Source organism: Streptomyces sp. NPDC026515 (assembly GCF_055567595.1).
The window spans coordinates 459,787-472,344 of sequence record NZ_JBVHQD010000001.1; the positions used below are offsets into that span (position 1 = coordinate 459,787).

Genomic DNA, 12,558 nt, shown 5'->3' on the forward strand with positions numbered 1-12,558 from the left:
ACGGGGCCCGACCGGGCCGCGCAAAGGGGGATGACGTGGCATTGGCGACGAACGTGGCCACCGTGCGGCGACCGGCCGCCGCACGCCTGACCGGCCACGGCGCCTGGTTCCTGGTCCTGCCCGCATTGATCCCGATCCTCGTCCTGAGTGTCGGCCCGCTGCTCTACGGGATCCTGCTGGCCTTCACCGACGCGCAGTCCGGCCGCACGGCCGCCACCCGGTGGATCGGCGGCCTCAACTTCCAGGACCTCCTGCACGACACGCTCTTCTGGGAGTCGTTCCGGATCGGCCTGGTGTGGGCCTTCGGGGTGACCGTCCCCCAGTTCCTGCTCGCCCTCGGTCTCGCCCTCCTCCTCGACCAGGAGTTACGGCTGCGCTGGCTGGCCCGCGCCCTGGCCGTCGTGCCCTGGGCGATGCCCGAGGTCGTGGTCGGCGTCATGTGGCGGCTGGTCTACAACCCGGACGCGGGGATCCTCAACGAGACCCTGCGCGACCTCGGTCTCGGCGACGGCCGGGACTGGCTCAGCGGCCTCGGCACCGCGCTGCCCGCCGTGATCGTGGTCGGCGTCTGGGCCGGCCTGCCGCAGACCACGGTCGCCCTGCTCGCCGGAGTGCAGAACACCCCGCGCGAACTGCACGAGGCGGCGGCCGTGGACGGCGCGGGCGCCTGGCGCCGTTTCCGGACGGTCACCTGGCCCGCCCTCAGACCCGTCGCCCTGGCGGTCACCGCGCTGAACCTCATCTGGAACTTCAACTCCTTCGCCCTGGTCTACGTCCTGACCAGCGGAGGTCCCGGCGGCAAGACAAGGCTGCCCATGCTGTTCGCCTACGAAGAGGCCTTCCGCTACGGGCAGTTCGGCTACGCGGCGGCAATGGGCTGTGTGATGGTCGCGGTGATCGCCATGGTGCTGGCCGTCTTCCTGGTGGGCCGGCTGCGGGGAGGCGAGGAGGCGTGAGGACCCGCACCGGCGCTCGTGTCGCCCAGTACGCGGCCCTCCTCGGCTACCTCGTCTTCCTGGCCTTCCCGCTGCTGTGGCTGCTCTCCACGGCCTTCAAGTCCCCGACCGAGCTGGGCAGTCTGCACCCCACCTGGATCCCCCGGCACCCGACCCTGGCCAACTTCCGGCAGGCCTTCGACGAACAGCCCCTGCTGCGCGCCGGCCTCAACTCGCTGCTCGCCGCGCTCGCCGCCGCGGTGATCGCCGTACTGCTCGCGACGCCGATGGCGTACGTCATGGCCCGGCGGCGCGGGGCGCTGTCGAGGGCGGCCACCGGGTGGGTGGTGGTCAGCCAGGCCTTCCCGTTCGTGCTGGTGATCATCCCGCTGTTCCTGGTGCTGAAGAACCTGCGGCTGATCGACTCCCTCTTCGGGCTGGTGATGGTGTACGTGGTGTGGTCGCTGCCGTTCGCGCTGTGGATGCTCGGCGGCTACGTCCGGGCGGTCCCCGTCGAACTGGAGGAGGCCGCGGCCGTGGACGGGGCCGGTCGGCTGCGGACCCTGGTGTCGGTGACGGCACCGCTGCTGGCGCCCGGGATCGTGGCGACCGGGCTGTTCGCCTTCGTCACCGCGTGGAACGAGTTCTTCTTCGCCCTGGTGCTGCTGAAGACACCGGAGAAGCAGACCCTGCCGGTCGTCCTCACGCACTTCATCGGCGCGGAGGGCGTGGCCGACCTCGGACCCCTCGCCGCGGCCGCCTTCCTGGCCACGCTGCCCTCGCTGGTCGTCTTCGCGCTCGTCCAGCGGCGGATCACGGGTGGGATGCTCACCGGGGCGGTGAAGAGCTGATGCGGCCCAGAACCGGCACGGCACTCCTCGTCCTGCTGCTCGTGCTCGCCGGCTGCTCGGCGGGCGGGAGGGCCGACGGCGGTCCGATCACCCTCCGTTTCCAGTCCCTGGCCTGGCAACAGGACTCGGTCGCCGCCAACAAGGAACTGGTGAAGGAGTGGAACGACACCCATCCGAGCGTCAAGGTCGCGTACGTGCAGGGGAGCTGGGACAGCGTTCACGACCAGCTGCTCACCTCCTTCGAGGGCGGTGAAGCCCCGGACATCGTCCACGACGCCTCCGACGACCTCGCCGACTTCGCCTACGGCGGCTACCTCGCCGACCTGACCGGCCTGCTGCCCGAGCGGCTCAGGTCCGACATCCCGCAGCGGAGTTGGCGGACGGCGACCTTCGGTGACGGCATCTACGGGGTGCCCTTCCTCCAGGAGCCGAGAGTGCTGATCGCCAACAGCACCTGGCTCGCGAAGGCGGGAGTGCGCATACCGACCCCCGGGCACCCCTGGAGCTGGGCCGAGTTCCGGCAGGTCACCAGGGAACTCAGCGGCGACGGCAGGTACGGCGTCGCCTGGCCGCTCAGGGAGCCCGTCTCGGCCACGCTCAACCTGTCCCTGTCGGAGGGCGGACAGCTCTTCCACCGTGGGGCGGACGGCAGGGTGACCGTGCGGTTCGGGGCCGCCGACCAGGTCGTGCCGCGCACCGTCCACGACCAGGTCGACGTAGACCACAGCGCGCCCGGGTCCACCCTGGGCAGCGGCGGCTCGGACACCCTGCCGGGCTTCTTCGGCGGCAAGTACGCGATGGTCCCGCTGGGCTTCTCCTACCGTCAGCAGATCGTCCAGCAGGCGCCGAAGGGCTTCCGCTGGCAGGTGCTGCCCGCCCCGGCCGGCGCCGACGGACTCGCCCAGGGCGTCAGCCCGCAGACGCTGTCCGTCGCCGCGGCCAGCCCCCACCGGAAGGAGGCGGTCCAGTTCATCGACTTCCTGCTCCGGCCGGAGAACATGGTCCGGCTCGCCCTCGGCGACTGGATGCTGCCCACCGGCACCCAGGCCCTGGACGACCCGGCCCTGCACACCGCCACGGACGGCTGGGCCACCGGCACCGCCCTGGCCGGCCACCTCAGCCCCGCACCCGCCCAGACGGTCCGCGGCTACCCGGAGTGGAAGGACAAGGTGGCCACCCCCGCCCTCCAGTCGTACTACAGCGGCGCCATCGGCCTCGGTGAACTCCGCCACCGCCTGGAGCACGACGGCAACCTCGTCCTCGCCCGCTACCAGCGCTGAACACCCGCGGGCGCCGAACAGGGCCCGCCGGCTCACCCGGAGACCGACGGGCCCTGTGCCGGGGGGCGTTGCCCGGAGCTCAGACCGGCAGCCGGTCCGGCTCCCCCCGGTTCACCGCGGGCGCCACCGGCTCCGGGGACTCGTCGTGGGTGAGGTCCGGCAGCCAGCGCAGCCAGCGCGGCAGGTACCAGTTGCGCTCGCCGAGCAGGGCCATCACCGCCGGGAGCAGCACACCCCGGATGAGCGTCGCGTCGATGAGGACCGCGGCGGCCAGGCCCACGCCCATCTGCTTCATGGACTGCATGGACAGTGTGCCGAAGATCGCGAACACGGCCACCATGATGACGGCGGCGCTGGTGACGACCCCGGCCGTGGTGACCACACCGTGCTGGATCGCGTCCTTGGTGGACCGGCCGCGCAGCCGCGCCTCGCGGATCCGGGAGACCACGAACACGTGGTAGTCCATCGACAGGCCGAACAGGATCACGAAGAGGAACAGCGGCAGCCAGCTGACGATCGCGCCGACGCCCTCCGCGCCCACCAGGGAGGCGCCCCAGCCGTGCTGGAAGACGGCGACGAGGATGCCGTAGGCGGCGCCGACCGAGAGCAGGTTGAGCAGGATCGAGGTGATCGCGACCGTCAGCGAGCGGAACGACAGCAGCATGAGGAGGAAGGCGAAGACGACCACGAAGGCGAAGACCGGCACGACCGAGCCCATCAGCTGGTCGTTGAAGTCCTCGTTGCCCGCGACGTTCCCGGTCACCGGTGCCTGCACCCCGTCGACCCTGCCGAGCGTGGCGGGCCGTACCTCCTCGCGCAGCTTCACCAGGCTGTCGCCGGCCCTGTCCAGGTCGGAGCCGCCGACCAGCGGTACGGAGATCAGTGCGACGTTCTGGGCGTCGTGCACCCTGATGTCGACCGGGCCGCGCGAGGCACCCGAGCTGATCGCCTGCTCGCGGAAGTCGGCCAGTGCCCGCCGGACCTCGGGGGCGTTGATGTCCTTCGCCGTGACGACCACCTCGGCCGGTTCGGAACCGCCGGGGAAGGCCTCGTTGACCCGGTCGTAGGTCTGCACGATCGGCAGTGAGCCGCCGAACTCCTGGTCCAGGGTGAGCTGGGAGGTCTTCATGCCGAGGGCGGGCGCGGCGACCGCGAGCAGCGCCCCGGCCGCGACGAGCACGGAGACCAGCGGCCTGGCGAGCACCCCGCGCAGCACGGCGGTCCAGAACCGGCTCTCGGAGGGGCCGTGGGCGCGCCTGGCGCGACGCAGGAACGGGATCCGGCCCTTCTCGACCCGACCGCCCAGCAGGGAGAGCAGCGCGGGCAGGACGGTCACCGAGCCGACCATGGCGACCGCGACGACCATCAGGGAGGCCAGGCCCATCGCCTCGAACTCGGCGAGGCCGGTGAACAGCATGCCCGCCATCGCCACGCAGACCGTGACGCCGGAGACGATGATCGCCCGGCCGCTGGTGGCGGCGGCGATCCGCAGTGCCGCGTCCGCGCCCCGGCCGGCCTCCCGCTCCTCGCGCTCCCGGCGCAGGTAGAACAGGCAGTAGTCGACGCCGACGGCCATGCCGACCAGCAGCATCACGGAGTTGGCGGTGTCGCTCATCGGCTGCAGATGGCTGACCAGGCCCATCAGGCCCATCGTCGCCATGATCGCGGTCACCGCCAGACCGACCGGCAGCAGCGCCGCCACCAGTGCGCCGAAGGCGATCAGCAGGATGCCGAAGGCCACCGGCACGGCGGAGTACTCGGCCCGCTGGAAGTCCTTGCCGAAGGCGTCGGCGTACTGCTTGTTCATGCTGGCGCCGCCGATCTCCGCGATCCGCAGCGTGCCGTGCGCCTTCTGCACCCCGGCCACCGCGTCCAGGACCGGCTCGACCCGGTCGGCGGCGGTCTCCGCGTCGCCCCGCATGTCGAACTGGACCAGCGCGCTGCGGCCGTCCTTCGAGATGGTTCCGGAGGTGTACGGCGAGGTGATGCCGGTGGCCCTGCCGGTGCCGCCGACCGCCTTGACGACGTCCGCGACGGCGGCCCTGAACCCGGCGTCCGTGGCCTTGACCGACGGGTCCTCGGACTGGATCAGGACCGTCTCGCTCGCCGGTTGCCTGATCCCCGCGTCGTCGATGATCCGCGCCGCGGTGTGGGTCTCGCCCTTGAGCTGGTCGCTCTCGTCGACGTCGACCCGCCCGGCCGCCGAGCCGAGTCCCATGGCCAGGACGACGAACAGCACCCATATGCCGACGGCGGCCCAGCGGTGCCGGGCGCTCCAGCCGCCGGCCCGGGCGGCCAGGCCCCGCACCCGCGTCTCTCCGTTTCCCATGACGGGATCCATGACCGGATCGCCCCCTCGTGTGCGGTGGCGGCCCCGGCCGCCACGGATTCTTCACGACTTCCTCTGTTCGATTCGAAGGTATGGGGCGGACAAGACCGACTCCTCGTGCTGGCCGGTGAAGTCCGGCGGCCGGCTCTCGTCGCCCGGGAGGATGTCGGGCCCTTACATCTATCGACCCATCTCGGGGGTGATGATCAGGGCTGTCCCTTCCGACGACGGGGATCCGCTTTGTGATTACAGAACCTTGTTGAACAAGTCACAGGTGCGTGTAGGAGTTGATCCGGAGCGGTCCGATCGGCCAGAGTTTCGGGCAGTCCGGCATGCCCGGCACGGCCGTCGTGCCCACCCCCACGGGGCACGACGGCCGTTCTAAGGTGTTCGAATGACGATGTATGCGGCACTGCTGCGCGGGATCAACGTGGGCGGCAGGAAGAAGCTCCCGATGGCCGAGCTGCGGGCGCTCATGACCGGCCTCGGGTACGAGTCGGTGCAGACCTACCTCCAGAGCGGACAGGCCGTCTTCGCCGCCGCCCGGGGGGACGCCGAATCGCTGGCTGCCGAGCTGGCCGGGGCGGTCGAGGAGCGGTTCGGTTTCGCCGTCGACGTGCTCGTCCGCGACCACGCCTATCTGAGGGCGGTCGCCGAGTCCTGCCCGTTCCCGGCCGCCGAACTGGAGGCCAGGCAACTGCACGTCACCTACTTCTCCGCGCCGCTCGCGCCGGAGCGGTTCGCGGACATGGATCCCGCCGCCCACCTCCCCGAGGAGTTCCGCCTGGGCGACCGTGCGCTGTACCTGTACGCGCCGGACGGCCTCGGCCGTTCCAAGCTGGCGGAGGCGCTGTCCCGGCCGCGGGTCAACAAGGGGCTGATCGCCACCACCCGCAACTGGAACACGGTCGTCAAGCTGGTGGAGCTCACCGACCCGGCAGCGTGACCGTCCGCCGGCCGAGGAAGGGCGCCGCCGACACGATCTCGCGCGGTACGGCCAGCCGTGGGTCCGCGGCCAGGCGGCGCAGCCCGTCGGGGTCGTCGGTGGACGCCACGGTGTCGAGAAGCGCCAGGTCGTCCGCCGTGACCGGGGTGTCCGGCCCACCGGCGAGGCCCCAGCCGTCCCAGGGCAGCGGTTCGGTGCCGTGCCGGGCGGCGAGGTCCAGGACCAGGTTGTGGCGCACGAGCCACAGACCGCGCAGTCCGGGATCGGCCCACACCCCGAACGTGCCCGGATCGGCCTCGCCCGCCCGGCAGGCCCGCCAGGCCCGGCCCGCCACCACGAACCGGTCCCTGGGCACGTCCAGCGGGTCGAAGGGCACGTCGTAGACGTCCGCGGACACCTGCGCGTCCGCGAGCCGCCAGCCGCCGTCCGGCCGCTGGTACTCGGTCACCCAGTGGTCGTCGTGGAAACCCTCGGCGAAGTAGGTGGCGTAGCCGCCCCGGACGCGCGCCGGCGTCCCGGTGGCCCGCAGCAGCGAGCACAGCAGCAGGGAGTAGTCCCGGCAGGTTCCGACGAACTGCTCGTCGTAGGAGCGTGGCTCGGTGAGCGGAGCGTCCTTGCGCTCGCGCAGGATGCGCAGGATCTCGCGGACGTAGCGGGCCTCACCGTCGTGGTGCAGCCGGTCCCGCGGGATCTCGTGTCCGAGCCGTTCGCCCTCCAGCCGGTGGACGACGAGCCCGCGGACGAGGCGGGTGAGCTCGCGCGGGTCACGGGGCAGGCCGGCGGTGTCGAGCGGGCCCGGATCGCTGTACGGCGTCTGGTTCAGGCAACTGTCCATGACCGCACCTTCGCCCCTGCCCCAGGGGCAGGGTCCAGCGCCACGAGCCGGATGCCGAGTTCGTATACACCTGTGCCGTGCCGCCGCGCTCACCCGGTCGACTGACGCACGGGGCGGGTTGTTGGCAACCGTACCGGTAAGGGACCCGGTGTGACACGTTCGCCGGCCACGGCGCAGAAGTAAGAGCCGGGCTCGGCGGCACCGCTCGATGGAGCGCCGCTGCCCGGCCGTTCGCGGTCCGACGTCACAGGGGAGCGCCGGACCGCGAACCCCGAGCAGACCCCGCTCAGGCTCCTACGGCCGTCAGGGCGGGGGTACGGGCCGCGTCGTACCGCTCCAGCAGCAGCCGGGCCACCTCCGGGGCCGGGCCGAGCACCTCGGCCAGCACGTCCGCCCGCGCCGCGCCTCGCGCGATCCGGTCGGGCAGGAAGCCGGGGGCGAGGACGTAGGGGGCCACCGCGACCCGGGCACAGCCGAGTTCCCGCAGCTCCCGTACCGCGTCCTCGGTACGCGGGAGGGATGCGGAGGCGAACGCGGGCCGCACGGCGCACCAACCGGTGTGCCGCCACTCCCGCGCGATTTCTGCGATCACCGCGATCGCCTCCGGGTCACTGGACCCCGCCGAGGCCAGCACGACCCCGGTCGAGGGTTTGTCGGCGGGAGTCAGCCCCGCCTCGTGCAGCCGCCGTTCGAGGGCCGCCAGGAGCAGCGGGGACGGCCCGAGCACGTCCGCCTGCCGGATCCGCAGCCGGGCGGGCGCGCCCCGCAGCACGGCGGGTATGTCGGCCTTCGCGTGGAAGGCGCGCGTCAGCAGCAGCGGCAGGGCCACCACGTCACGGACGCCCTCCGCCGCCAGGGACTCCATCACCCCCTGCACCGAGGGGACGTTGAAGTCCAGGAAGCCGGTCTCCACGCGCAACCCGGGCCGCAGCGACCGTACCCGCCGTACCAGGGCGTGCACGGTCGCCGCGTGCCGGGGATCGCGGCTGCCGTGGGCGATGACGACCAGAACCGGCCTGCGCACGGGCGACCTCAGCCCTTCACCAGCAGACCGCGGCTGCGCAGCACGTAGCGCTCCAGCGGGCTGAAGATCAGCAGGTCGATCGCGATGCCTACGAACAGGATCAGGATGATGGCCTCGAACACCATGGCCATGTCGCTGGCGGTGCGCGCGTTCTCCAGGAGCTGGCCCAGGCCCACGCCGAGGTCCGGGAAGCTCGCGATGATCTCCGCCGCCATCAAAGAGCGCCAGGAGAACGCCCAGCCCTGCTTCAGGCCCGCCACATAGCCGGGCAGCGCCGCCGGCAGCACCACGTGCCAGATGCCCTTCACGCCCGTCGCGCCCATGGTGCGTCCGGCGCGCAGGAACAGCGGGGGCACCTGGTCGACACCGGAGACCAGTCCGTTGGCGATGGAGGGGACCGCGCCGAGCAGGATCACCGCGTACATCATCGAGTTGTTCAGGCCCAGCCAGATCACGGCCGGCGGCACCCACGCCACCGACGGCAGTGACTGCAGGCCGGACAGGATCGGGCCGATGGCGGCGCGCACGAACCTCACCCGGGCCACCAGCAGACCCAGCGGGGTGCCGATGACCAGCGCGAAGAGGAACCCGAGGAGGCCACGGCTGACACTGGTCCAGATGTAGCCGAGCAGGTCGCCCTTGAGCCAGGCGTCCTTGAACGCGTCTCCCACCGCGGTGGGCGAGGGCAGCTTGGACGGGTCGTCGACGACCGGGACGAGGAGCGTCCAGACCACGAGGACCACGGCGAGCGCGATGATCGGTGGCAGGATCTTGGCGGTGAAGACCTGCCGGAAGGTCGGGCGGCCGACGGTCGACGTCTCCAGCGCGTCGAGGCCCGCCTCGACACTTCCGGCGTCCTTGGCCGCGGTCGTCTCAGTGCTGGCCATGACGGCGGATCTCCCCACGCAGTACATCGGTGATCTCGAGGGACAGTTCGGCCACGGGCGCGTCCTCGATCCGGCGCGGCTGCGGGATGCCGACCGTCCACTCGCTCGCTATCCGGCCCGGGCGGGACGACAGCAGGACCACCCGCTGGGCGAGCCGCACCGCTTCGCGCACGTTGTGCGTGACGAACAGGACGGAGACCCCGGTCTCCTGCCAGATCCGGGTCAGCTCGTCGTGCAGCACGTCCCGGGTGATGGCGTCCAGGGCCGAGAACGGCTCGTCCATCAGCAGCAGGTTGCTCTCCTGGGCGAGCGCCCGGGCCAGCGCCGCACGCTGGCGCATCCCGCCCGACAGCTCGTGGACGCGCTTGCCGTACGCGCCCTTCAGCCGGACCAGTTCGAGCAGCTGCTCGGCCCTGGCACGGCGGTCGTTCTTGGGAACCCCCTGGAGTTTCAGGGCGAGTTCGATGTTCTTGCCCGCGGTCAGCCACGGGAAGAGGGCGTGCTCCTGGAACATCAGGGCGGGCCGCCCGTCCGTCGCGATGGAGCCCGCGGTGGGCCGGTCAAGACCCGCCGCCAGGTTCAGCAGCGTGGACTTGCCGCAGCCCGAGGCCCCCAGGAGGGTGACGAACTCACCCGGCGCGACATCGAGCGTGATGTCGTCCAGGACGAGCTGCTGTCCGCCGGGAGTCGCGAAGGACTTCGAGACGTGCTCAAGGCGAGCCGCGTACTCCACCGACTCGCCGGCCTTGGCGAGCGTCGTGGTCGTGGCCATGGTCGTCACCTCCTGGGAACGCGTCGGGACCGGGGTCAGCTGCTGCCGAGACCGGCGGCGTCGACCGTGCTCGCGCCGTCGGCCTTGAGGATCTTGTTGAGGATCGTCAGGTCGTAGATGTTCTTCAGCAGCGGGTCGGAGAGCAGACCGGCCTTGACGGCGTGCTCGGCCTCGGTGTTGAGGGTGGAGGCCAGCGGGTCGTCGGTGAACTGGATCGACTTCCAGGCCGGGTCCAGGACCTCGGCGGGGAGCGCCTTGCCGGAGTCGGCCTCCAGCTGCTTGTTGGCGGCGGCCTTCGCCTGGTCCGGGTTGGCGTTGATCCACTTGTTGGCCTCGACCGAGCCCTTCAGCACGGCTTCGACGACCTTCGGGTGCGCCTTGAGGAACTTCTGCGACACGATGATGTTCGTGATCACGAACTTCTTGTCGGGCCACAGCGTGGACTCGTCGAGGAGCACCTTGCCGCCCTCGGCGACCAGCTTGGACGCGGTCGGCTCGGGCACCCAGGCGCCGTCGACGGATCCGGCCTTGAAGGCGTCCGGGGTGATCTTGTTGTCCGTGCGGACGACCGTGACGTCGCCCTTGCCGCTCTGCGCGTCGACCTTCCAGCCCTGCTCGGCGACCCAGTTGAGGAACGCCACGTCCTGCGTGTTGCCCAGCTGGGGCGTCGCGATCTTCTTGCCCTTGACGTCCTTCAGGGACGTGATCTTCTTCGGGTTGACGACCAGTTTCACGCCGCCCGACGCCGAACCGCCGATGATCTTCAGGTCGGTGCCGTTGGACTTGGTGTAGCCGTTGATCGCCGGCGAGGGGCCGATCCAGCCGATGTCGATGGAACCGGAGTTGAGCGCCTCGATCTCCGAGGGGCCGGCGTTGAAGATCGCGTACTTGGCCTGGGTGGCGCCGAGCTCCTTCTGGAAGAAGCCCTTCTGGTTGCCCACCAGCGCGGTCGCGTGGGTCAGGTTGCCGAAGTAGCCGATCCTGACGGTGTCGAGGCCGTCGATCTTCTTGGCGCCGGCGGCGACCTTGGCCGTGTCGGTCTTGTCGGAGTCCGACCCGTAACCGCAGGCGGCGAGGGCGAGCAGGGGAAGCGCGGCTATCACCGCGAGACTGCGGCGGAAAGCTTTTGTAGCAGGCACGGGAGGTGTTCCTCTCGGAGGCCCGGCGGTCACGGTCTCTCAGGTCGTGGCCGGGAGGTCGGCAGGTCTTCGTTCACGGCAGTGGGGGGTGAGGGCGCGCAGGCAGTGCGCGTACGTCAACGCACACATCGCGCCACTCCGCCCTGCCCGCTGCCGAGACTGCCGCTGCCGACGCGGCCGCCTTCCTTGGCGAACGTGGAGTAGTAGTCGGTGGAGTTCACGTCAGAAGTCCCACCCGTCGTCCTCGGCCTCGTCCTTGACGGGCTCGGGGGAGGCGAACGACTCACCGACCATGCCCGCGGTGAGCGTGGTGCCGTCGGCGGGGTCGATCAGGATGAAGGAGCCGGTGCGGCGCGAGTCGGCGTAGGAGTCGACCGGCAGCGGCTCGGCGGTACGGATCTTCACCCGGCCGATGTCGTTGGCGACGAGCTGCCCCGGGTGCGGGTGCAGGGACAGGTCGTCGAGGGTGAGCCGGGACGGGATGTCCTTGACGATCGCCTTGACCGTACGGGTGCCGTGCTTGAGCAGCACCCGGTGGCCGACGGTCAACGGCTGGTCGGCCACGTGGCAGACGGTCGCCTCGACCTCCTGGGTGGTCTCCGGCGCGTCCTTCGTCGGCACGATCAGGTCGCCGCGCGAGACGTCGATGTCGTCGGCGAGCAGGAGGGTCACCGACTGGGTGGTCCAGGCCGAGTCGACCGGCCTGCCGAGCAGGTCGATGCCGGAGACCGTGGTCGTACGACCGGACGGCAGGACCGTGACCGGCTCGCCGACGTGGAAGGTACCGGCGGCGATCTGTCCGGCGTAGCCCCGGTAGTCCGGGTGCTCGGCGGTCTGCGGGCGGATCACGTACTGCACGGGCAGCCGCGCGTGGCAGTGCGCCAGGTCGTGGCTGACCGGGACGGTCTCCAGGTGCTCCAGGACAGTCGGGCCGCCGTACCAGTCCATGTTCGCCGACGGTTCCACGACGTTGTCGCCGACGAGCGCCGAGATCGGGATCGCGGTGACCTCCGGGACGCCCAGCTCGGTCGCGTAGGCCGTGAACTCCTCGGCGATCCCGGCGAAGACCGCCTCCCGGTAGCCGACCAGGTCCATCTTGTTGACGGCGAGGACGACGTGCGGGACCCGGAGCAGGGCGGCGATCGCGGCGTGCCGGCGGGTCTGCTCGACGACCCCGTTGCGGGCGTCGACCAGGACCACGGTCAGTTCGGCGGTGGAGGCGCCGGTCACCATGTTGCGGGTGTACTGCACGTGGCCCGGGGTGTCGGCGAGGATGAACCGGCGCCGGGGTGTGGCGAAGTAGCGGTAGGCCACGTCGATGGTGATGCCCTGTTCGCGCTCGGCGCGCAGTCCGTCAGTGAGCAGGGCCAGGTCGGGGGTGTCCTGTCCGCGGGATGCCGAGGCGCGTTCCACGGCCTCCAGCTGGTCGGTGAGGACCGACTTGGAGTCGTGCAGCAGGCGTCCGACGAGGGTGGACTTGCCGTCGTCGACCGAGCCGGCGGTCGCGAAACGCAGGAGGGTGGCCTCGGTCAGGCCGAGTTCCGTGGTGGTCGTGCTCAT

11 protein-coding genes are annotated in these 12,558 nt (G+C 71.1%); 4 read left to right on the forward strand and 7 right to left on the reverse strand.

The window, feature by feature from the left end; all coding sequences use genetic code 11:
• Positions 1-41 precede the first annotated feature (41 nt).
• The 3 genes from ACZ4O3_RS01915 to ACZ4O3_RS01925 are packed head-to-tail and all read left to right on the forward strand — an operon-like array spanning position 42 to position 3,066.
• Complete coding sequence (locus tag ACZ4O3_RS01915; RefSeq protein WP_467721000.1) at positions 42-956, forward strand: carbohydrate ABC transporter permease; 915 nt, start codon at positions 42-44, stop codon at positions 954-956.
• Complete coding sequence (locus ACZ4O3_RS01920; protein ID WP_362723152.1) at positions 953-1,786, forward strand: carbohydrate ABC transporter permease; 834 nt, start codon at positions 953-955, stop codon at positions 1,784-1,786. Before ACZ4O3_RS01915 ends, ACZ4O3_RS01920 begins: the two co-directional genes overlap by 4 nt.
• The gene (locus ACZ4O3_RS01925; protein ID WP_467720818.1) at positions 1,786-3,066 is read left to right on the forward strand and encodes an ABC transporter substrate-binding protein; all 1,281 of its coding nucleotides are present in this window, start codon (positions 1,786-1,788) and stop codon (positions 3,064-3,066) included. The genes ACZ4O3_RS01920 and ACZ4O3_RS01925 overlap by 1 nt, the downstream gene beginning before the upstream one ends.
• Before the next feature lie 79 nt (positions 3,067-3,145).
• Here ACZ4O3_RS01925 and ACZ4O3_RS01930 read toward each other — a convergent pair whose 3' ends face one another.
• Positions 3,146-5,395: an MMPL family transporter gene (locus tag ACZ4O3_RS01930; RefSeq protein ID WP_362723147.1), complete on the reverse strand. Its 2,250-nt coding sequence runs from the start codon at positions 5,393-5,395 to the stop codon at positions 3,146-3,148.
• A gap of 394 nt (positions 5,396-5,789) precedes the next feature.
• Here ACZ4O3_RS01930 and ACZ4O3_RS01935 point away from each other — a divergent pair, with 394 nt between their 5' ends.
• Complete coding sequence (locus ACZ4O3_RS01935) at positions 5,790-6,341, forward strand: DUF1697 domain-containing protein (protein WP_362723145.1); 552 nt, start codon at positions 5,790-5,792, stop codon at positions 6,339-6,341.
• On the opposite strand, the gene ACZ4O3_RS01940 is transcribed toward ACZ4O3_RS01935, so the two are convergent.
• From ACZ4O3_RS01940 to ACZ4O3_RS01965, 6 genes are all read right to left on the reverse strand, one after another.
• Entirely contained in the window at positions 6,322-7,176 is an 855-nt protein-coding gene (locus ACZ4O3_RS01940) for a transglutaminase-like domain-containing protein (RefSeq protein ID WP_362723143.1), read from the reverse strand. The two genes, ACZ4O3_RS01935 and ACZ4O3_RS01940, sit on opposite strands and share 20 nt — an antisense overlap.
• A 286-nt stretch (positions 7,177-7,462) precedes the next feature.
• Positions 7,463-8,200 carry a sirohydrochlorin chelatase gene (locus ACZ4O3_RS01945; RefSeq protein WP_384993368.1) on the reverse strand — a complete coding sequence of 246 codons (738 nt, stop codon included), beginning with the start codon at positions 8,198-8,200 and terminating at the stop codon, positions 7,463-7,465.
• Positions 8,201-8,208: 8 nt separating this feature from the next.
• On the reverse strand, positions 8,209-9,087 hold the full coding sequence (locus ACZ4O3_RS01950; protein ID WP_362719464.1) for an ABC transporter permease: 879 nt from the start codon (positions 9,085-9,087) through the stop codon (positions 8,209-8,211).
• A complete protein-coding gene (locus tag ACZ4O3_RS01955) occupies positions 9,074-9,859 on the reverse strand; it encodes an ABC transporter ATP-binding protein (protein WP_362719467.1) in 786 nt (261 codons plus the stop codon). Before ACZ4O3_RS01955 ends, ACZ4O3_RS01950 begins: the two co-directional genes overlap by 14 nt.
• 35 nt (positions 9,860-9,894) lie before the next feature.
• The gene (locus ACZ4O3_RS01960; protein WP_362719470.1) at positions 9,895-10,998 is read right to left on the reverse strand and encodes an aliphatic sulfonate ABC transporter substrate-binding protein; all 1,104 of its coding nucleotides are present in this window, start codon (positions 10,996-10,998) and stop codon (positions 9,895-9,897) included.
• Positions 10,999-11,220: 222 nt separating this feature from the next.
• Entirely contained in the window at positions 11,221-12,558 is a 1,338-nt protein-coding gene (locus tag ACZ4O3_RS01965) for a sulfate adenylyltransferase subunit 1 (RefSeq protein WP_362719473.1), read from the reverse strand.

Excerpts from the sequence above, each read along its gene's own strand:
- ACZ4O3_RS01940 (WP_362723143.1), bottom strand. The coding sequence starts at position 7,176 with ATGGACAGTTGCCTGAACCAGACGCCGTACAGCGATCCGGGCCCGCTC.
- ACZ4O3_RS01955 (WP_362719467.1), bottom strand. The coding sequence starts at position 9,859 with ATGGCCACGACCACGACGCTCGCCAAGGCCGGCGAGTCGGTGGAGTAC.
- ACZ4O3_RS01965 (WP_362719473.1), bottom strand. The coding sequence starts at position 12,558 with ATGAGCACGACCACCACGGAACTCGGCCTGACCGAGGCCACCCTCCTG.
- ACZ4O3_RS01930 (WP_362723147.1), bottom strand. The coding sequence starts at position 5,395 with ATGGGAAACGGAGAGACGCGGGTGCGGGGCCTGGCCGCCCGGGCCGGC.
- ACZ4O3_RS01935 (WP_362723145.1), top strand. The coding sequence starts at position 5,790 with ATGACGATGTATGCGGCACTGCTGCGCGGGATCAACGTGGGCGGCAGG.
- ACZ4O3_RS01925 (WP_467720818.1), top strand. The coding sequence starts at position 1,786 with ATGCGGCCCAGAACCGGCACGGCACTCCTCGTCCTGCTGCTCGTGCTC.
- ACZ4O3_RS01950 (WP_362719464.1), bottom strand. The coding sequence starts at position 9,087 with ATGGCCAGCACTGAGACGACCGCGGCCAAGGACGCCGGAAGTGTCGAG.